This is a genomic window from Mesobacillus maritimus (genome assembly GCF_023715205.1).
Classification (GTDB): domain Bacteria; phylum Bacillota; class Bacilli; order Bacillales; family Cytobacillaceae; genus Mesobacillus_B; species Mesobacillus_B maritimus_C.
This window is the reverse complement of record NZ_JAMBNR010000011.1, coordinates 119,678-140,661: the sequence shown is the minus strand read 5'-3', so window position 1 is coordinate 140,661 and position 20,984 is coordinate 119,678. Positions and strand designations below refer to the sequence as shown.

17 protein-coding genes are annotated in these 20,984 nt (G+C 40.6%); 9 read left to right on the top strand and 8 right to left on the bottom strand.

Annotation, left to right across the window (positions count from 1 at the left end):
• Nucleotides 1–30: 30 nt before the first annotated feature.
• Nucleotides 31–1,626 carry an amidohydrolase gene (locus M3182_RS16735; RefSeq protein WP_251426124.1) on the bottom strand — a complete coding sequence of 532 codons (1,596 nt, stop codon included), beginning with the start codon at nt 1,624–1,626 and terminating at the stop codon, nt 31–33.
• A 672-nt stretch (nt 1,627–2,298) separates the two neighbouring features.
• Between M3182_RS16735 and M3182_RS16730 the strand changes: the two genes are divergently transcribed.
• Nucleotides 2,299–2,487, top strand: a complete 189-nt coding sequence (locus tag M3182_RS16730) for a hypothetical protein (protein ID WP_251426123.1) — start codon at nt 2,299–2,301, stop codon at nt 2,485–2,487.
• A gap of 69 nt (nt 2,488–2,556) precedes the next feature.
• Here the strand turns inward: M3182_RS16730 and M3182_RS16725 are convergent, their stop codons facing one another.
• Nucleotides 2,557–3,108: a CueP family metal-binding protein gene (locus M3182_RS16725; protein WP_251426122.1), complete on the bottom strand. Its 552-nt coding sequence runs from the start codon at nt 3,106–3,108 to the stop codon at nt 2,557–2,559.
• Between the two features lie 249 nt (nt 3,109–3,357).
• Here M3182_RS16725 and M3182_RS16720 point away from each other — a divergent pair, with 249 nt between their 5' ends.
• Entirely contained in the window at nt 3,358–3,993 is a 636-nt protein-coding gene (locus tag M3182_RS16720; RefSeq protein WP_251426121.1) for a CBS domain-containing protein, read from the top strand.
• A 378-nt stretch (nt 3,994–4,371) separates the two neighbouring features.
• On the top strand, nt 4,372–5,340 hold the full coding sequence (locus M3182_RS16715) for an LCP family protein (protein WP_432806716.1): 969 nt from the start codon (nt 4,372–4,374) through the stop codon (nt 5,338–5,340).
• 121 nt (nt 5,341–5,461) lie between these two features.
• Here the strand turns inward: M3182_RS16715 and M3182_RS16710 are convergent, their stop codons facing one another.
• From M3182_RS16710 to M3182_RS16690, 5 genes are all read right to left on the bottom strand, one after another.
• Nucleotides 5,462–6,130 carry a P-II family nitrogen regulator gene (locus tag M3182_RS16710; RefSeq protein WP_251426115.1) on the bottom strand — a complete coding sequence of 223 codons (669 nt, stop codon included), beginning with the start codon at nt 6,128–6,130 and terminating at the stop codon, nt 5,462–5,464.
• Nucleotides 6,120–7,613, bottom strand: a complete 1,494-nt coding sequence (locus M3182_RS16705) for a DUF1538 domain-containing protein (RefSeq protein ID WP_251559116.1) — start codon at nt 7,611–7,613, stop codon at nt 6,120–6,122. The genes M3182_RS16710 and M3182_RS16705 overlap by 11 nt, the downstream gene beginning before the upstream one ends.
• 325 nt (nt 7,614–7,938) lie before the next feature.
• On the bottom strand, nt 7,939–9,762 hold the full coding sequence (locus M3182_RS16700; protein ID WP_251559114.1) for an ABC transporter ATP-binding protein: 1,824 nt from the start codon (nt 9,760–9,762) through the stop codon (nt 7,939–7,941).
• The gene (locus tag M3182_RS16695) at nt 9,755–11,500 is read right to left on the bottom strand and encodes an ABC transporter ATP-binding protein (protein ID WP_251559112.1); all 1,746 of its coding nucleotides are present in this window, start codon (nt 11,498–11,500) and stop codon (nt 9,755–9,757) included. Before M3182_RS16695 ends, M3182_RS16700 begins: the two co-directional genes overlap by 8 nt.
• A gap of 15 nt (nt 11,501–11,515) precedes the next feature.
• Nucleotides 11,516–11,980 carry a PadR family transcriptional regulator gene (locus M3182_RS16690; RefSeq protein WP_251426107.1) on the bottom strand — a complete coding sequence of 155 codons (465 nt, stop codon included), beginning with the start codon at nt 11,978–11,980 and terminating at the stop codon, nt 11,516–11,518.
• Between the two features lie 348 nt (nt 11,981–12,328).
• On the opposite strand from M3182_RS16690, the gene M3182_RS16685 reads away from it, so the two are divergent.
• From M3182_RS16685 to M3182_RS16660, 6 genes are all read left to right on the top strand, one after another.
• On the top strand, nt 12,329–13,981 hold the full coding sequence (locus tag M3182_RS16685; protein WP_251559110.1) for a peptide ABC transporter substrate-binding protein: 1,653 nt from the start codon (nt 12,329–12,331) through the stop codon (nt 13,979–13,981).
• A 96-nt stretch (nt 13,982–14,077) separates the two neighbouring features.
• Entirely contained in the window at nt 14,078–15,007 is a 930-nt protein-coding gene (locus tag M3182_RS16680) for an ABC transporter permease (RefSeq protein ID WP_251426103.1), read from the top strand.
• Complete coding sequence (locus M3182_RS16675; protein WP_251426102.1) at nt 15,004–15,933, top strand: ABC transporter permease; 930 nt, start codon at nt 15,004–15,006, stop codon at nt 15,931–15,933. Before M3182_RS16680 ends, M3182_RS16675 begins: the two co-directional genes overlap by 4 nt.
• A gap of 478 nt (nt 15,934–16,411) precedes the next feature.
• Entirely contained in the window at nt 16,412–17,410 is a 999-nt protein-coding gene (locus M3182_RS16670) for an ABC transporter ATP-binding protein (RefSeq protein ID WP_251559107.1), read from the top strand.
• Nucleotides 17,411–17,422: 12 nt separating this feature from the next.
• Nucleotides 17,423–18,385 (top strand): ABC transporter ATP-binding protein, encoded by a 963-nt coding sequence (locus M3182_RS16665; protein ID WP_251559105.1) that lies wholly within the window; start codon nt 17,423–17,425, stop codon nt 18,383–18,385.
• 560 nt (nt 18,386–18,945) lie between these two features.
• A complete protein-coding gene (locus M3182_RS16660) occupies nt 18,946–20,061 on the top strand; it encodes a YheC/YheD family endospore coat-associated protein (protein ID WP_251559104.1) in 1,116 nt (371 codons plus the stop codon).
• A gap of 505 nt (nt 20,062–20,566) precedes the next feature.
• Here the strand turns inward: M3182_RS16660 and M3182_RS16655 are convergent.
• The gene (locus tag M3182_RS16655; RefSeq protein ID WP_251426097.1) at nt 20,567–20,923 is read right to left on the bottom strand and encodes a hypothetical protein; all 357 of its coding nucleotides are present in this window, start codon (nt 20,921–20,923) and stop codon (nt 20,567–20,569) included.
• Nucleotides 20,924–20,984: the final 61 nt, after the last annotated feature.

The following is a 20,984-nucleotide window of genomic DNA, read 5'->3' as shown; positions in this document are numbered from 1 at the left end:
AATAACTTAAAAACTTTTTTGTACTCTCCCTTACTGTTTACGATATTTTATTTCTCCGCCGATAATCGTCATGAGAATATCGGTTGTTAAAAGCTCATCTGCATCTTCTATTTCAAATGGGTTCGTCGAGTAAACGGTCATATCCGCTAATTTCCCACGAGCAATCGTCCCTTTAATGGTTTCTTCATTTGTTGGATAGGCGCCTAGCTCCGTAAATAAACGAAAAGCTTGCTGCATTGAAAGTTTCTGCTCTTGATAATAACCATCATGCGTTTCTCCTGGCTTTTTACGTGTCACAGCAGCGTGAATGCCTAGCAGTGGATTAACGGGTTCAATCGGAGCGTCCGAACCACCCGCACAAATCACACCCGCATCCATCAACGATTTCCATGCGTAAGAAAGCTTCATTCGCTCTTTCCCCAAACGCTCTTCCACCCACGGAAAATCACTCGCTAAAAAGCGCGGTTGAATGTCCGCAATACGATTTGGGTGTGCTAGCCGGGAAATCAACTCCTCGTTCAACACTTGGGTGTGAATGATTCGATCACGGTATGCAACTGGTGAAAATTGGTCGAGAACATCAAGAATATTTTTTACCGCTTGGTCCCCAATCGTATGAACCGCAATAGGCATGTCCAACTCGCGAGCACGTCTGACAATGTCATACAACTGCTCTTGATCATACATCGCTTCACCATAGTTTGCCGGGTCATCGTAATACGGTTCAGATAAAAGCGCCGTTCTTCTGCCGAACGCACCATCTGCAAATAATTTGACCGCCCCAATCTGCAACGTGTGATTGCCATAACCTGTATACATTCCAGCTACTTTTAAATCATGTAAAAATTCATGATTGATTAACAAGTTGCTACGTAAACCAATCTGTTCGTCGTTTAAAAGTTCATCGAACACTTTCCACGTTTTCGTGAGGCCTCCCATATAGAGAGGATCGTTTGTATGTACACTTGTTAACCCCTTAGACAAGGCCAAGTGCATCGTTTTACGGATTACATCTTTCCAAGTTTCATGAGTATGTGCTGGAATATGCTGTTTCACCAAATTCATCGCTGATTCGAGTAATAATCCTGTTGGCTTTTTTGTTGTTTCATCTAAAACAACAATTCCTCCTTCAGGAACGGAATTAGATGAGTGATACTGACTTACTTCCAACGCTTTGCTATTCACGACGGCCGCATGTTGGCAAACTCTTGTGAGCATCAGTGGATTTGCAGGGGAAACATAATCAAGCTCACCAATTGTCGGGATGGTTCCATCTGTAAACAAGTTCTCATCCCAACCAATCCCAAGAAGCCACTGACCTGGTTGAAGCTGGCTTGCTCTTACTTGAATTTTATCCAGCATATCATGCTTGGAGGTTGTACCTGTTAAGTCTAATCTTGTAAAACCATCCGCAATAATCGATAGATGAAGATGGCTATCGATTAACCCTGGTGTTACGGTTTTTCCTTCTAAATCAATGATGGTTGCTGAATGTCCCCACTGGAGAATCATATCCTCTGTAGAGCCCATATCAATAAAACGACCGTTTTCAATTACAACCGCTTGAACAATTGGTTTTCTTGCGTTAAAAGTATAGATACTTCCGTTTTTATAGATTTGTCTCATGACAATTTTCTCCTTATACGCTGCAGAACTAAGATAAGAGTAAACAACACATGAAGTATACATTCGTTGAAAAATGAAAAGAATTCAATATTAAATACCTTCTGGTGAATCACTATTCCATTTTGCCTCTTTACCTCACCGGTCTGTTAAGCAATTTTTAAAATTCAAAATTATGGTACCATATGAATTCCTATTTCCTCAATAGATGGTCAATGTAGAATGAAAAAGCGATCAACCATAGTCTGGTTGCAATGGAGGTTTCTTGTGATTCTTTGTGAGTATCTCCTTATTTTTGAACTAGGCTTTTTCGCTCTTGTTACGCTTAATACTCATACACCTGACAGAACTTTGTTTTAGGAAAGTACTTGTTTATTGAATAGGGACCTCTATCCTATTAGACCCTTTTAGCTTTCTTATCTAGATCCTCCCTCTGTTTTATTTAGAAGGCTGATTCTAATCCAAAAATAAAGGGCTGTTTTCATATGCATGGATTAAATTGATACGACTAAAAATTTTTGTACACTGAAAATTAAGTACTGTCTACTTTGTTGTGAAGTATTAATAAATGCATCCAAACAATTCCTTTTCATCATAAAATTAAGTAATGATCCTTCAAAAAAACCAAAAACGATACTATTTTGGTATAATAAAGATAAAAGGAGGTGGCTTGAATTGGTAAAGAACTTACCTTTGTTATCCATTATGTTCCTAATCGGTTGTAGCACTCTAACAATTGCAACAACAACTGATTTACCACAACTGCTGAAATCATTTTTATTAATAGGAAGTGTTGTATTGAACGTGTGGAGTATGATCGGGTTGATTTTACATATAGGGGTCCAAAAACTTAGCAGAAACTAAGAAACTAAGAAACTGAATAGAATGTGATGATCCTTGATACAAAAAAGCACCAGACGGTGCTTTTCGTTTTTAAGTCAACTGCATGGATGTAATACAAGTTCCGTCGTTTTCGAAAGTAGAAAACTCGGATTCTACTTCTTTGCCATCGTGACTCATTTTTATTTTATAATTTTCATCCCTTGGCAACCATAGGTCGATAAAGCCGTTCACTTGGGATGTTACCGTTTCATCTACAATGATATTGCCCTCGCTGTCTTCAACCTTAAGATCAATTTCTTTTTCCACCAATTCACCTTGACAACCTGTCAAGCTATGATTCGTTCAAGGGTGGGTTTCGTTGATGTAAGGAGCAATCGAAACAAAGAATTCATCCTCTGGTAAATCGTAGACAACCTCATTTGCATCGCTGTCTGTGACAATCAATTGTTTAGATGTAATCGACGCGGACCCAGTTTCAATTTTCCGTAAGCTATAATCTTGAACCAATTGCTTGAGATCTTGAGTATCCCCTACTTGGGCAACGGTTTCTTTACTGTTGTTCTCTTCCGTTGTACTGTCTCCGCTACAAGCCACTAACATCATCGAAGCGAAAGCAGCAACCGCTAGTACCTTCCATTTCATTCAGTTTTCACCACCTTGTCTCTTTCATAGAGAAATTATATCATGTCTTGTTTTTATGAAAATCCCCTTTTCCCATTTGACACAATATCTACATTTTTAAATTAACTTTTTGTTTCAGAAGTGATAACGATCCCCTTTAACTAAGGGTTAGGAAAAAAGTCCTCCTTCAGCCATTTAAAGTAGCAAAAATTCAAAGGTATTGAATATATATATTCCATAAACCATTATATGGAAAAGAAGGCGATAAACATGTTTGTCCGAAATGTTTATGTAGAAAACCATAAGGTAACGACTTGTCCAAGCTCTTATACGGCAAAACAAGCACTGGACTTAATTAAAGGTACAACCTATCGTTGTATTCCTGTGGTTGATACGGATAGTAATGAATACAAAGGTCAAATTTATAAAGTGGATTTGCTGGAATTTTTATACGAGCAAGGCGGCAAACCGGAGGAGTCCGTTTTAGCGGTCGTTGATGAACCTGATTCCTATATTCATAAAGACCATTCGCTTAGCTTAGCATTGTTACGAATCGATCGCCTTCCGTTTTTAGCAGTTACAAACGAAAAAAAAGAATTTCTAGGAATCGTTACTCATTCCATTTTAATGGATTTATTCCGTGATGGATTTGGGATGAAAACAGGCGGATACTGCTTCACCGTCTCGATTTGGGAACAAACTGGAGCATTCCTAAAATTATTAAAACTGTTGAAAACTTTTAATATTGAAGGAGCTCACACGTTTGGAAACGGCAATGAACTTGTTCGCAGAATGACATTTACGATTTCTGAAGAAAATGAACAAGTGATTCAAAGATTAAAAGAAAAAATTCAACATGCAGGTTTCCGGGTTTTGCATGTGGAGAAGATTGAGAAAGGAGAGTAATCTAAAACCTACAAGGAAGTAATCATTTTTTTGTTTTGCCGATCTTGAATTTAACTAGGTCGGTTTTTTTATTTGTCTGACTATGATTGTTGACTTCCCAACCCCTTTCAATAAATTCAGTAAAAAGCTGGGTCTTTATCTCATCTATATCAAACAACAGGACTTTCTAGCTTCACTTTTTAAACTAGAATAATATGATTGTAATCTGAATTTTAACGAAATGTAATCTGATTTAAAATGTGCTGAAACTTAGTTATGTCATAATGATTTCTTCAAGGGATTGTTAATAATTGTCGAATGCCCTCAATTTCTGTTGAGACTTTTATTTTACATATTGATTTATTATAAAAACTAGTAAACTTCGTAATCAATTAGGTGGTGCAAACTTTGGCACGAAAGAGAAAGAAAAGAAGGTTAAAAGTGAAATGGGGTCGGGTCGTTGTAGCCTTTTTAATACTCATGATTTTTTGTGTGGGTCTCATTCAAACCATGCATTACGTAAATGACACATTTCAAGCACTTCAACCTCCCCAGAAAACGGCAGAAGCAGTAGAGGATCCATTTCAGGGGGAAGAAAAACAACTAGAGGAACCTATCAATGTTTTACTTTTAGGAAGCGATTCTCGGGGAGAAGACCAAGCGCGAACAGACACAATCATGGTTGCCCATTACAATCCACAAACGGGAGAAGCAAAGCTGATTTCGCTGATGAGAGATATGTTTGTGACTGTTCCTGAATATGGACAGCAGAAATTAAATTCATCCTTCGCTTATGGTGGCCCTGAATTACTCAGAAAAACGATTAAAGAAAATTTTGGCCTTGATTTGCATTATTATGCGATTATTGATTTTAAAGGGTTTGAAAAAGCAGTCGATCTCCTTGTTCCAGAAGGAATTGAAGTGGATATTCCATATGAGATGTCGGATGGAATTGGAATGACTTTAGAGGAAGGCACGCAACAATTGCACGGCAAAGAACTACTAGGGTATGTTCGATTCCGCCAGGATCGTTTAAGCGATTTTGGTCGCGTGGAAAGACAGCAGGAAGTGATCGGCAAATTAAAAGAGGAAGCCGTCGGTTTACATAGTGTCGTCAAGCTACCAGAGCTATTAGACATTTTCAATACATACGTCGATACCAATATCGAAACCACTACGCTGCTATCGGTGGGAAAAAACATCTTAACCAATAATAACAGCAAGATTGAAACACTCCGTATCCCTAAAAACGGAACCTTCGAAAACCAACGACACGAAACACTTGGAGAAGGATTAGAAGTGGATTTTTACCAAAACACTGAAACCTTGAAGCAGTTCTTGGAAGAGCAGGAGGAAGAAGAAGGGTAACAGGGACGCCCCGAAGATTCTTGGTTCACAAAATAATGTTTCACCGATAAACGAAAATACCCGCTTGGTGCTGATTGACCGGGCGGGATTTTTCACGTTTATTTCCTTTGAATAATTAAATTCAACTATACAGTCCATAGGTTTTATTCACATCTTGAATAAAAATAATCCCGTTTCCTGGCTCATCAATTTTAAGCTTTTCGCGAATCGAGGAGACAATCTTTTCGGTACTTTCTTTTTCGGACAAGATCATGACGACTTCTTTTTCTGGTTCGATGGCCATTGAAAACAATTTGCTTGTTTCATGAATTCCTGAGCCTCTGGCGTTGATAATGGTTCCACCTTTGGATCCTGCTTCATTCGCTGCATCAATCACATCTGTGGCGTTTCCTTTTTCTACAATCACCATAATCGCGTGGTACATAATGGCTTCTGCACCTCTTCCCTCTTTAATCTCATCACTTTTATAGCTACTTGCCCCAACAATATGACTAACAGAGGTCGTAAAGGCAATGCCGTGATTCGGTTTGCTGAATTTAAATTTTTTATCCAACTGTTCTAGCACTTCATGAACGGTGTTTTTATGCGAAACCATGATGACAATTTCCTTGCGAACATCTGTTAAAGCTAAAAATTCCAACAGGCGGTTTTTAATGGTCCCTTTTCCGAGCAGAACCGTTCCTCCTGTTATGCCATGTTTTTTTGCGGTTTGCAGAACTTTGCTTCCTAGCCCGAAATTCACAATGATACAAACTAGTTCAAAGTCCGCCACCTTCGAATTAACCAGCATGCTTCTCCAATCCTCCTTTTTTCGATTTTAATTTAAAAACAAACCCTAAGATCTGCAAAGCGATTATTGGCGTCATCGCAACCATCGCGATCATGCCGAATCCATCGACTAAGACGTTGGCACCTTCAATGGCTTCCGCGGCTCCTTGAACGAATGCCAAGATAAACGTTGCCGTCATGGGACCGGAGGCAACTCCACCAGAATCAAACGCAATTCCTACAAACAGCTTTGGAGCAAAATAGCTCATGGCTAAGGAAATGGCATACCCTGGAAGCAAATAATGCCATAATTGCAATTCTGGAATCAGAATGCGCAACATCGACAAAGCGATTGCGAGTCCGACGCCCAATGCCAATGTCGCCATGACGACTGTTCTTTTTACATACCCACTCGTCACATCTTCAATCTGGTGCGTTAACACATGGACAGCTGGTTCAGCCAAAATCGTTACTAATCCTAATACAAACGCTACGATAACAACATATGCTTTATGATCTAAAGAGGCAATTTTATATCCAACAGCGCTGCCGACATCCATAAAACCAGCATTCACCCCAACTAAAAAGAGCACCAGGCCAACAAAGGTAAACAAGAGCCCCATTAAAATTTTTCGAACTGTTTTCTTCGTCATTTTAAAGGAAAATTTCTGAAATACAAGAAAAAGAATTAAAATTGGCAGCAAGGCTAAAAGCACTTCACCGGTGATAATTGGAGCTTTCTGCAAAAATGGACCTATGATGGAGTTAGAAGCCGTTTTCACTTGTGATAAACTTCCTGAGATTTCATCTGCTCCAGAAAAAATGTTCATGATCATGACAGCGATAATCGCACCGGTCGAAGCAATCGCCACAAGTCCAAAACTATCTTTCTCTGATGCTTTACTATCTCTTTTTAAAACTGACACCCCTAATGCTAGAGCCAAAATAAATGGAACCGTCAAGGCACCTGTTGTCGCACCAGACGCATCAAATGAAATGGCTAGAAACTCTGGAGAAGTAAACAAAGCGAGAATTAAAATAATGAAGTATAATCCGAATAAGATTTTATAAAGAGGAACATTAAACACAATCCTAACGAGTCCAAGAGAAACAAGCGCCGCAATACCGATCGATACAATGACCACAATGCTTAGTTTCGAGACCATTCCTGAGGTGACAGCTTCAATTTGTCCCGCTAGAATATGTAAGTCAGGCTCAGCGATTGAAATGAAAAAACCTAGAATCAAACCAGCGACCACAACCATCCAAACTTTATTGGTTTTTGCGATTCCTTTTCCCATTTCTTGACCAATTGGAGTAATCCCAATGTCAACACCAAATAGAAAAATCGCTAAGCCTACGATAATGAAAAGATCACCGATGAAAAAACGAATCAATAAAGACGAGTCTAGAGGACTTAACGTTAAGTGTAATAGCAACACGATCCCCGTAATCGGGATAACGGCGTATAACACTTCTGTTATTTTCGAACGTAAGACATCCAATTTCTAATCAACCCTTTCATCTATTTTTAAACATCGATTTTTCAAACACGAGTGGTTCAGAATTTAGCCTGCAATAGTGAAAAAGCCTGCCACAAAAGGCCAAGATATCCCATTGTGACAGACTACTCTTAAGTAATTTCAACCACACCCTATGACTTTTTTAATAGGATGTTTGTAAGCTTATATAGTTATATTATTACATATATGAAGAATAGATTCATAGAATTGTTATCGAAATTGTGCGATAAAAGACAAGTGTTGGATTTTGTACAAATCTCCATACTTAAATTCCGTTCACGATTTCCAAAAGAAAGAACGGCGGGAGCTACGCGCCTTCTTTCGTAGTGGATTGCCCGAATTGCCGTTCATACATCTGATAATAGAATCCTTTTCTTTCAAGGAGTTCTTTGTGCGTCCCCATTTCAATTAATTCACCATGATGAATGACCAAGATTTTATCGGCGTTTTCGATTGTTTTCAGACGGTGCGCAATGACAAAGCTTGTTCTCCCTTTTGTTAACTCGTTGATGCCTTCTTGAATTTCCACTTCTGTTCGCGTATCAATGCTTGAAGTCGCTTCATCAAGAATCAGCAAGTCCGTATCTGCTAGAATCGCTCTCGCAATTGCAAGCAATTGTCGCTGTCCTTGACTTAAATTCGAACCACCTGAGTTAATCTGCGTTTGATAGCCATTTGGCAGATGCTTGATAAATTGATGTGCTGACGCCATTTTAGCCGCTTTGACGACTTCTTCATCACTTGCTTCTAACCGCCCATAGCGAATGTTTTCTAGAATCGTTCCCGAGAACAAGTACGTATCTTGAAGCACAATGCCAATTCGTTTTCGCAAATCTCTCACTTTATAATCCGTGAGATTGTAACCGTCAATCTTGATTTCTCCTGATGTCGCGTCATAGAACCTCATTAGTAAGTTTATGATCGTTGTTTTACCAGATCCTGTTGGCCCGACTAAAGCAATTTTTTCGCCGGCTTTGGCTTCAAAATGAATGTTCTTTAAAATTGGTTTCCTAGGTTCATAGCTAAAATCAACATTCGTAAACGTCACCTCTCCTTTAAAAGCAGCGACGTTCCGAGCGTCTTTTTTATCAACAATCTCTGGATTTTCGTCCATGACTTCAAACACTCGTTCCGCTCCTGCAATCGCCGATTGAAACATATTGAAAAGACTAGAGAGTTGGTTGATGGGGCGATAAAATTGGCGTGAATACGTTACAAAGGCCGCAATCACCCCAACCGTTGTCATTCCTTGTACCGCCATCACTGCACCGACCCCAATGATCAAACTCAAGCCCAAGTTGTTGATAAAGTTATTGGTTGGCCCGACAAAGCCAGATACCATATCGGCACTCATCGCCGAATGCCGCAACCGTTCATTGGTTACCGAAAACTTGTTAAAGACCGTCTCTTCTTTGCCAAACAGGGTAATTACATCACTTCCTGAAATCGATTCTTCAACAATTCCATTGAGTTCCCCTAAATCTCGCTGTCTTTTGATAAAATAGTTGCTGCTATATTTAATGATTTTTTTCGTCGTAAACATCATCAAAGGAATAATCAAAAGCGAGACAATCGCGAGAGTCCAGTTTAAGGAGAACATGGCAATCGTAACCCCTGTTGCCATTAAAACGGTTGAGAAAATTTGAATGACACTTTGGTTGAGCGCTGCATTCAAGCTTTCGATATCATTGGTGACACGACTCATTAAATCGCCATGCGAATGTTTGTCAAAAAAGCGTAACGATAAAGAATGAAATTTTTCAAATAAGTCTTGCCGTAAATCGCGGATCGTTTGCAAAGATACACGGACCATCATAAAAGACTGCAACCATGTGAACAGCGCGACCAGAAAATACACAACCGCTAAAACAACCAGCCAGCGAATCGTTCCAGCTAGATCTTTCGGAATGATGTATTCATCAACGATGACACCAATTAAATAAGGTCCCACTAAACCTAATAAAGTGGAGAGAATTACAAATAGAATCGAGGCAACCAATGGCGCTTTTTGCTTTTCGATATAACGCCAGATTCTCTTTAATGTTCCTTTCCAATCTATCGCTTTTTCAACTGGCCCACTTACGCCTCTGGGACCACGAACACGGCTGACAATGTTATCATTTTTACTCATTGGAAACAGCAACCTCCCTTCCACTTTGTGATGCGTAAATCTCTTGATAGAGTTTGCTGCTGTTTAGCAGCTCCTCGTGGGTTCCCACTGCTTCGAGCTTTCCGTCTTCCATGACAAGAATTTGATCGGCATCCTTGATCGATGAAATTTTCGAAGAAATGATAAACACCGTTGTCTCTGGATATTGCTGCTGTAAAGCTTGTTGTACTTTTGCTTCTGAAATCGCATCAATGGCGGAAGTCGAGTCATCTAAAACAAGGATGCTTGGCTTGCGGATAAACGCACGAGCCATTGATAATCGTTGTTTTTGACCACCTGAAAAATTGGTACCGCCTTGGGAGACAGGTGAAGAGTAACCATCTTCTAAACGATCAATAAATTCACTTGCTACAGCGGTTTCAGCTGCTAGTTGCATCTCTTCTAACGTTGCCTCTTCTTTTCCAAATCGTAAATTCTCTTCAATCGGACCGGAGAATAACGTTGCCTGTTGAGGGACAAAGCCAATACTTGAACGAAGCTGCTGCAATGACAACTTGTTCAATGGAACATTGTCCACATAAACGGTCCCAGAATCTGGATCATATAAACGTGGAATCAATTTGACTAACGTCGATTTTCCACTTCCAGTTGGGCCGATAATTCCGATTGTCTCACCTGCTTTGGCAGTGAAACTGATGTTTTTCAGCACATATTCACCATTTTTACTATAACTGAAGTTGACGTTTTCAAACCTTACTTCACCACGGACATGCTGATGTGCAACGGGCTGATCTGGTTCGGTAATGTCGATTTTCGTTTCTAATACTTGCACAATTCGATCCGCTGAAGGAAACGAGCGAGCAATTTGCATCAATACATTGCTACTACTCATTAACCCGTTCATCATGATGTTTAAGTAGTTGATAAACGCCAAGATGACCCCAACTTGCATTGTGTCTTGGTTTACTTTGATCGCCCCGAGCCAAATCCCCGCAACAATGCCAAGATTCACGACAAACATCATGATTGGCATAAGCGTGAGAATGACTTGTTCCGCCGACAGATTCCGTTTTGTTAATAGATTGTTGATGGTGCGAAACTGTTGTTTTTCATCCTCCTGGCGACCAAAAGCTTTAATCACTCGAATCCCAACCAAGGTTTCTTGTAGCTTCGTATTCACCTGATCCATCGCTTTTTGCACATATAAAAACAATGCACCAGATTTTTTTGAAAAATAATAGATAAATAGAATCAAAATCGGAATGCTGACAAGTAAAATCGGAAACAGCTCACGCGCAGTAAACCAAACAATCGCAACGGAGCCAAAAAATAACAATGGACCGCGCACAAACACACGAAACGTCATAATGAGGGCCGATTGAATCGTGGCAATATCTGTTGTGACGTTGGTGATTAATTTACCAGCTCCAAAGGAATCGGTATTTTGACTAGAAAACATTTCAATTTTTTTAAATAAATCTCGGCGAATATCGGTCGTGAAATTCACAGCCGCTTTCGACGCATATACAGAACTTCCTGCACCACCGATTAACCCAATCGTTGCACTAAGAAGCATGAGGAGTCCAAGCTTGATCACATAAGCATGATCTTGCGCCGTGATTCCGTCATCAATAATTTTTTGCATAATGGTTGGCTGCAGCAAATCCATCGCCACTTCAATACACATTAGAAATGGCCCTAGAATCGCAAACAGCGTATATGGTTTTAAATAAAAAAGCAATTTTCTAACCGATTGCATGATGGTTCCCCTTATCTATCGAAAATCTCTTTTTAAAATATCTTTCGTTTCCGTTAATAGCTGAATGAGTTCCGATGTATTCTCTGGATGTTTGCGCAATTTTTTCATTGCGTTTCGCAGCTCGTGTTCCCACTCTTTCACGGTTTCCTCTAACTCTATAAATTCTTTCGAGTTTCGCCAAATCAAGCGCTCGCGCCATTCTGCCCAGATATCCCCTTTCTCAGTTTCGGCATACTCTGCCAAACGTTGCTGCCCTTTACTGTTGATGCTATATGTCTTTTTCTCAAGCTCATCCATTGATAAATCTATCAATCCTTTATCAAGCAACTCTTGAAGCGCCGGATAAACAGTCCCCGCACTCGCCTTATACATCCCGTCCGACCGCTCCTCCAGCTCCTTCATAATCTGATACCCATGCATCGAACGCTCCCCAAGCAAATGCAAAACCGCCAACTGAATAAACCCCCTACGCCGCTTCATCGATCAATCCTCCAAAAATCAAATTTACACTATATCGCTAATTTTAATCGATATATCGAAAACAAGCAATCGATAAAGTTGGTCCATCCCCATATAATTCACTCAGGCATCACAAAAAGTCACAGGGACGCCCCGAATTTTCTTGTTTCACAGAAAAATGTTCCACAATCTATCTTTTCCGGTTTCCTTCATTAATCTTTTAAAGCGTTAATAGGTTGTTTCTTGAATTTATGCTTAGTCCCTGAAAATTTAATAACCTTGTAATATTTTGCTAGCCATGTCTATATGATTAAGTTGTGGAAACTAAGCATTCCACTATTAACCAATTGAGTCGATGGGGGGATTTGTTTGAAGAAGAATCTAGCTCGTTCTCTTATTTTTTTACTCAGCATTGTGTTTGTCTTATCTGGCTGTTTTGGCGGTGGGACGAACAACGAGTCAACACCAGAGGAGTCTGCGGACCCGGGAGAAAAAACGGAGGAAACAGGACCTAAAATTCTACGACTAAATAATAGTTCAGAACCTGGTTCCCTCCACCCCGGCACCGCGCAAGGAACACATGATTCATGGATTTTGGAGCATGCATTTGAAGGACTAACGAAGAAAACGCCAGAAGGAGAAATCATCCCAGGAATGGCCAGAGAATGGGAAACGAGCGAAGATGGTCTTACCTGGACATTCCATTTACGTGATGACATCAAATGGTCCAATGGGGATCCTGTTACCGCAGCGGATTTTGAATACGCTTGGAAGTACGCCCTGAATCCGGAATCAGCCTCCACCTATGCTTATCAGCTTTATTACTTAGAAGGCGGGCAAGAATTTAATGAAGGCAAAGCGGATGAAGATCAAGTAGGCGTAACCGCTGAAGATGACCAAACCCTAGTCGTGAAACTAGCCCAACCTACACCATACTTTCTCGATCTCACCTCTTTCTACACCTACTACCCTATCAGCCAAAAAGTCCAGGAAGAAAATCCTAAATGGTACCAAGAAGCCGAAAGCTATGTATCAAATGGTGCTTTCAAATTGACAGAATGGAAACATAAAGAAAGCATGAAGCTTGAAAAAAATGAACATTATTACGAGCAAGATAAAATCAAGCTTGATGAAGTCCATTTTGTGATTATTGATGATGAGAATACAGCATGGCAAATGTATCAAGCTGGTGAACTTGATTTAGTGTATCCACTTCCACAGGATGTTCAAGGACAGCTGCTTGCCAACAATGACCCTGAGTTTGTAAAAGGTCCAGACCTTGCTGTTTATTATTTCAATTTCAACAATGAAGTGAAGCCGTTTAACAATCCAAAAGTTCGAAAAGCACTATCTATGGCCATTGACAGACAAACGATTGTGGAACATGTAGCACAAGGTGGGCAAATCCCTGCCTATTCCGTTGTTCCTCCTGGGATTCCGGATGTATCAGGGGACTACCAAGAAAATACTGGCAACTTATTTGAGGAAAACCTCGATGAAGCGAAAAAGCTTCTGGAAGAAGGACTTGCGGAAGAAGGGATGGATCAGCTTCCGAATTTCACATTAACGTACAACACATCTGAAGGACATAAAGCGATTGCCGAAGCGGTTCAAGAAATGTGGCGCAAAAACCTTGGCGTTGAAATGACCCTCGAAAACGTCGAGTTTCAAGTGAAGCTTGACCGTGAAAAAGCAGGAGACTACACCATTTCTCGTGCAGGCTGGGTTGGAGATTATGTAGACCCGATGACGTTTATTGATTTGTGGGTAACAGACGGCCCATATAATGATGCCAACTGGAGCAATCCTGAATACGACAAATTGGTAGAAGTTGCTAAAACGACAATGGACCAAGAAGAACGCATGAACGCGATGCATGAAGCGGAGAAAATTTTAATGGATGAAATGCCGATTCTTCCTGTTTATTTCTATACAAAGCCATTTACAGTAAAGCCACATGTAACAGGCGTTTACACACCAATTAACAGTTACCCTCAATTCATCTATGCAGACATAGAATAAGAAGCCATCTTCTGTCGGGGGTATGCTCTTGCAGCATCCCCCGATTTTTCTAACAGAAGAGGATGATTTATTCTTCATAGAAACGGAGGGAAACTGGTGCTAAAGTTTGCTTTAAAAAGAGTCGGATTAGCTTTACTAACACTCTGGGTCATCATTACGTTAACATTCCTGTTAATGCACAACATCCCAGGCAATCCATTTGCCCAGGAAGGAACGATGCCCAAAGCCGTATATGAAAATCTACAAAGCTATTATAATCTCGATAAACCTTTACTTGTTCAATATGGACTGTATTTGCAATCATTGCTACAACTTGATTTTGGACCATCATTAAAATCCTCTTCCATTTCAGTTAATGATTATATTAAAAGCGGGTTCCCTGTTTCCTTGCACTTAGGTACGCAAGCGATGCTGATTGCGATCACATTTGGATTGATTTTCGGGGTAATTGCCTCATTGAATCGCAACAAATGGCCGGACTATTTATCGATGGTGTTAGCAATCATTGGCATTTCTGTTCCGAATTTTATTTTAGCTACGATTCTGATTAACTATTTTGCCGTCGAATGGCAGCTATTCCCCGTCGCGACATGGAAATCATGGTCTCATACCGTCTTACCTTCGATTGCATTGGCGATGATGCCGATGGCCTATATTGCCAGATTAATGCGTTCAAGCATGCTCGAAGTGTTGAGTCAGGATTATATTTTAACCGCAAAAGCAAAAGGACTGAGTCGAAATAAAGTCATCCTGAAACATGCGATTCGCAACGCTATGCTTCCCGTCGTGACCGTCTTGGGGATTTTAATCGCCAACCTCGTGACCGGAAGTTTTATTATCGAAAGCATTTTTGGAATCCCAGGCATGGGCGAAATGTTTGTAAAAGGCATCTTTAACCGCGATTATCCAGTGATCCTTGGTTCAACGATTTTTTATAGCGCCATTCTCATCTTTTTAATTTTAATCGTTGATTTGGCTTATACATGGATTGACCCAAGAATCAAGATTTCGGGGGAACGCAAATGAACAAAGAACAGAAGCTATCAGAAGACATGTTTCAAGCAGTTGACAATGATTTTAAGGAAGCGGAGAAAATCGCAAGACCTAGCCTCTCTTACTGGGGAGACGTTTGGCGCAGGTTAAAAGAAAATAAGTTGGCAATGGTTGGTTTGGTGACAATTGTTCTGTTAATCATTATGGCACTTATTGGTCCTTATCTGAATGGCTACACGTTTTACGAGCAAGATTTCACGAAGAAAAACCTCCGCCCCAATGCGGAACATTGGTTTGGGACGGACTCCTCTGGCCGCGATCTTTTTACAAGGGCTTGGTATGGTGCGAGAATCTCGCTGTTTATTGGGTTTATGGCCGCGTTTATTGACTTCGTCATCGGTGTTTTTTACGGAGGTGTTTCTGGTTCTCGCGGTGGAAAAGTCGATAACATCATGATGCGAATTGCCGAAGTGCTGTATGCGATTCCGTTTTTGTTAATGGTCATTTTAATCATGATTGTACTTGAACGCGGATTATGGTCAATCATTATCGCGATGTCGATTACCGGCTGGATTCAAATGGCGCGACTCGTCAGGGGCCAAGTTCTCCAGCTAAAAGAAAACGAGTTTGTTCAAGCAGCCAATGCGATGGGCGCCTCGACTTCTTGGATTCTACGAAAACATATGATTCCAAATACAATGGGACCGATTCTAGTCAATATCACCTTAACCGTGCCGAGCGCGATTTTTGTGGAAGCGACGCTAAGCTTTTTAGGACTAGGCATTCCTGCCCCACAAGCAAGCTGGGGAACGATGGCAAGTGACGCACTTGGAAGTATTTTAATCGGAAACTTTTATCAGTTATTGATTCCCGCTGCGCTGATTTCGATTACGATGTTTGCATTTAATGTGTTTGGGGATGGATTACGGGATGCGCTTGATCCGAAGTTGAGGCGATGATGACGGGTTCATGCGACACCTAATGCGTTCGGTGGGTGGAAAATGGGCTCCATGAGATGGTCATGCGACACTTAATGAGTTCGGTGGGTGAAAAATGGGCCCCATGAAGTGGTCATGCGACACCTAATGAGTTCGGGACTTGAAAAATGAGCTCCATGAAGGGTTCATGCGACACCTAATGAATTCTGGACACGAAAAATCTGCTCCATGAAGTGTCCATGCGACACCTAATGAGTTCGGGATATAAAAAAAGTGCTCCATGAGGTGGTCATGCGACACCTAATGGTTCGGGACATAAAAAATGTGCTCCATGAAGTGTCCATGCGACACCAAACAACTAGATGAAATGTGGCTAAACCATCTAGACTGATTGCTAATGTCCCTAACACCCTAGTCGCTGTGCACTGGAATAGAACAGGATCCCAACGACGCTGAATACCTCAAAACTCTAATAAATGCGATAGAAAGAGGGGGTTGGATGGAGAAGTTACTAGAAATTAAGAATCTCCAAGTCTCATTTAAAACTTATGGAGGCGAAGTGCAGGCCGTTCGCGGCATTTCTTTTCATGTCAAACCTGGTGAAATCATTGCCATCGTAGGCGAATCGGGTTGTGGAAAAAGTGTCACCGCGAAAACGATTATGAAACTATTGCCACCACAGGCAATGATTCAGAATGGTGAGATTCTCTTGAACGGCGTCAACCTGGTAAATAAAAAAGAAAAAGAAATGCAAAAGATCCGCGGCAATGAGATCGGCATGATTTTTCAAGATCCGATGACTTCGCTTAATCCCACTACGAAAGTCGGGTATCAAATTGCGGAAGGGTTAATGAATCATAAAAACATCAGCAAGCAAGAAGCCCTTAACCAGGCGATAAAAATGCTTGAAACGGTAGGCATCCCCCTTCCTGAAAAACGGATCAATCAATACCCTCACGAATTTTCAGGTGGTATGAGACAACGAGTGATGATTGCAATTGCCTTGGCGTGTCAGCCGAAACTATTAATCGCCGACGAACCGACGACTGCTTTAGATGTAACGATACAAGCGCAAATCTTAAAGCTTATGAAACAACTACAAGAACAAACCGATACTTCAATTATCTTAATCACACATGACCTAGGCGTCGTGGCGGAATTATGTGATCGAGTTGTTGTGATGTATGCCGGGCAAGTGGTGGAGACCGGTTCAGTTAATGAAATTTTCACGAACCCCTCTCACCCTTACACGCAAAGTTTACTAAACTCGATGCCGCGTTTGGATATGGACCGACGTGAAAAATTAAAACCCATCATCGGGACACCACCAGATTTATTGGATCCCCCAAAAGGATGCTCGTTTTTCCCGCGCTGCGAACGAGCGATGAGAGTGTGCAAAGACCACTCTCCTACATTAGACTTTGTTCAAGGAGCACAACATTCTGCCTGTTGGCTGCATCATCCGATAAAAAAGAAGCTAGAAAAGGCAAAGAACTGAGGAGGGAGATTTTTGGCAAAAACTGTAAAAAAACCACTCCTTGAGATCAAAAACTTAAAGAAATATTTCTTTTATAAAGAGCATCCTTTGAAGGCTGTCGACCAACTGAATTTAACCATACTTGAAGGTGAAACAGTCGGGTTAGTTGGAGAAAGTGGTTGCGGGAAATCGACGGCTGGGAAAACGATTATCCGTCTGCATGAACCAACAGAAGGAGAAGTTTATTACAATGGAACCAACCTCTATCAAGTCAACAAGGCGGAATTGAAAAAGCTGCGAAGAGAAATTCAGATTATTTTTCAAGACCCTTATTCATCATTAAATCCGCGGATGACAGTTGAGGATATTATCGCCGAGCCGCTCGATATTCATGGTGCTGCCAGAGGGAAAAAGCGAAGAGAGCGCGTCGTAGAATTACTAGAGTTGGTCGGGCTAAACCCAGAACATCTCCACCGTTTCCCCCATGAATTTAGCGGCGGGCAAATGCAGCGAATCGGCATCGCTCGAGCACTTGCGTTAAACCCGAAGTTTATCGTTTGTGACGAGCCCATTTCAGCCTTGGATGTATCGGTTCAAGCGCAGATTGTCAATCTATTAAAATCACTACAAGAAAAACTCGGATTAACATATTTGTTTATCGCCCATGATTTATCAATGGTGAAATACATTTCAGACCGAATTTTGGTGATGTACCTTGGCCATATGGTGGAACTGACCGATAGCGACTCGCTTCATAATGAACCGTTGCATCCATATACACAGGCACTATTGTCGGCGATTCCCATTCCCGATCCACTAGTAAAAAAAGAGAAAATTGTGTTAGAAGGAGATGTGCCAAGTCCAATCAATCCCCCGTCCGGATGCGTGTTCCGGACAAGATGCAAGCATGCAATGGAGATTTGTAGTACGGCTGCTCCTGAATGGCGAGAAGTGAAACAAGGGCATTTTACAGCCTGTCATCTTTATAATGAATAGCTAGGATGGAGGTTCATTGACCCAGTCGTGATGTGGAACAGAAGGTTCTCTCTTAACTTGTTCGGGGATTTTTGAACATGTCCTTTTATTTATGGTTCCCCTGTTGGAAAGCTAGTCAAACCTCGTCAATTGTACTGATTAGTGGCGAGTATAATTCATGGAGTAGTGATTGTTATAAACGAAAGGCTGTTTTCGTAAAGATTGTTGTTAAAATCCTAAAGCCGATTTTAACGAAATAGTAGACATTTCGTATGTTTAAAATTAGTTTGCAAGCTCTTTTCTCATAAAATGTACCTATTTTTATGAATAACCTAGCATATTCAGAGTATTTTTTATTGAAAAGCAACAAAGTTTGAGAAAAGAGCCAAACGAAAACATGAAGAGGTGTCCTGATTCTATTCAGTGGCAGCTCTTTTTCTTATAGCTAGGATAGAGGAGTAAACGCAAATATGGAACTGGACCATTTTTCCGTTTTATTATGTCGCTGAGGCTACAGTCCGTACCAATCTTGGAAAACTCCATAAACTGTAGGTAAACAAGTTAAAGGAGTGATCATCCGTTTGTCTAAACAACAATATATTGGCTTTTTATCGATGAAATCCGTGTATTACAGGCTAAAAAATGGGACAAAGGAAGTGCCCAAAAGTGTTATTTTTCGCGAAGAAGCGGCAAGGAAAAATAATTTGATTCCTTGTTATTTTCTCTTCAGCCATCTTTCTGGAAGTCAGGATCATATTACAGCTTTGGTAAACGAAAATGGGGTATATCAAGAAAAGAGGATTCCAGTTCCTCGCGTCATTTATAATCTTGAATGGACCTCCCCCATTAGGGAGAAAATCATTAAACGCTTAACTCAAAAAGGGATAAAGGTGTTTAATGAAATTAATATTCTAAGAAAATATAAGTTTCAAAAGATTTTAGAAGCAAACCCTGAATTCCATAGGTATCTGCCCGAAACTAAAATTGGGAACTTGAAAAATCTAAAGGAAATGATGCAAAAATACACCCAACTAATTCTGAAGCCAGACAACGGTATCATCGGAAAAGGAATCCTCAAGCTTCAAAAGGTAAATAAAAAGGACTGGTGTTTATCCTACAAGGCCAGAGAGGGAAAAAGACGTTACTGGAAAGAAATCACCTTTCAAGATACGATTCCAGAAATGTTGCAGCAGACTCTAGAAAATAATGTCTATTTGATTCAGAATCTACTTCCATTAGCCACTTATCAGGGTTCTCCTTTTGATTTTAGAGTCTCTACGCAAAAGAATGGTTCAGGAAATTGGGAGGTTTCCGCCATTATTGGGAAAGTAGCCCGAGAAGGAACCTTTTTGACCAATATTGAGCAGGGAGCCAGCGCCTATACGCTTGATGAGCTAATGAAAGAGTATCCGCACCTAAATGCTGACCAGTTAAGGAAGCAAATTACCTCACTCGCTATAAAAATAGCCAATCTCTATAGCAAACATGTCCCACATCCGGCAGACCTTGGTTTCGACATCGCCATTACCCCGCAAGGAGATCTTTATTATATCGAATGCAATTTCATCTCAGCATACAGTGGATTTACAATCAGAAATGGAGTTCTTCTACACGAGGAATGGAAGGCTGTCTTTACAAATCCGATCGATTATGCACGCTATTTATTAGATAACGAAACGAATAGTAAAAATAAATAAGTAATTTTCCACGTTATAGTCGACCCTATCAAAATAGGAAATGGTTTAGTTGGGAGTCATTGTACTGTCGGACAGGCACAATATTTCCTTTAAAAAAAGATTAGCTAAAGTTTATACGGACAAGGAACCGTTATTGTCCATGCTTTTTTTATAAGCTATTTTTGTAAAGTTTGTTGTTAAAATTTTAAAGCCGCTTTTAACGCAGAATAAGCCATTTTGTGCGTTCATACTAAGTTTACTGGCTCTTTTCACCTGTTTTAAAGTTACAGTCCAGTGAAAACAAGGCTAATTCTTTTCTCTTTATATCTAAAAGCAGCAAAGGTTTGAGAAAAGAGCCTTTTTATAAAAGAAAAAACCTCACCTTCATCATCGAAAGTGAGATTTTTTATTAGGTAATTCTCTTAAAAAGGAGGGACACTGTCCAATCCTTCTATGATTTCCCATTGGTCTCCAACCACTACTAGAAAGATTAATAGGCTCAAGGAGTTTCTTCCCCCTGACCCTATTAATATTTCCATATATTTACACAAACTCTATTTTTTGTTCCCGTGATTCTACCGCTTGGTCTCGTCATTCCATCGTTTGAACCCATCTTCCTACAGCTCGGTCTCATCACTCCACCGTTTGTGCGCTGCTTCTTCCCACCTCTTGGACTTGTCACTCCACCGACTGGACTCGTCATTCCACCGTTTGGACCCGTCATTGCATCACTTGTCCCTGTCATTCCACTGCTACTTGCCGCCCCTGAACCATTTGTTGAACTCGAACTGTTATTAGAAGCAGTGTTTAATACATCACCAAATTGCACCGTACCTCCTTCTACCCTACCGATAGAAACCGATCCATAAATGAATACAGGCACATTCATCCACCCTTCATCGATTATTTATAATAGCTTATGGATTTAGCTTGGCAATGCTTGG

Excerpts from the sequence above, each read along its gene's own strand:
- M3182_RS16720 (WP_251426121.1), top strand. The coding sequence starts at position 3,358 with ATGTTTGTCCGAAATGTTTATGTAGAAAACCATAAGGTAACGACTTGT.
- M3182_RS16695 (WP_251559112.1), bottom strand. The coding sequence starts at position 11,500 with ATGCAATCGGTTAGAAAATTGCTTTTTTATTTAAAACCATATACGCTG.
- M3182_RS16690 (WP_251426107.1), bottom strand. The coding sequence starts at position 11,980 with ATGAAGCGGCGTAGGGGGTTTATTCAGTTGGCGGTTTTGCATTTGCTT.
- M3182_RS16710 (WP_251426115.1), bottom strand. The coding sequence starts at position 6,130 with ATGCTGGTTAATTCGAAGGTGGCGGACTTTGAACTAGTTTGTATCATT.
- M3182_RS16735 (WP_251426124.1), bottom strand. The coding sequence starts at position 1,626 with ATGAGACAAATCTATAAAAACGGAAGTATCTATACTTTTAACGCAAGA.
- M3182_RS16700 (WP_251559114.1), bottom strand. The coding sequence starts at position 9,762 with ATGAGTAAAAATGATAACATTGTCAGCCGTGTTCGTGGTCCCAGAGGC.
- M3182_RS16675 (WP_251426102.1), top strand. The coding sequence starts at position 15,004 with ATGAACAAAGAACAGAAGCTATCAGAAGACATGTTTCAAGCAGTTGAC.
- M3182_RS16670 (WP_251559107.1), top strand. The coding sequence starts at position 16,412 with ATGGAGAAGTTACTAGAAATTAAGAATCTCCAAGTCTCATTTAAAACT.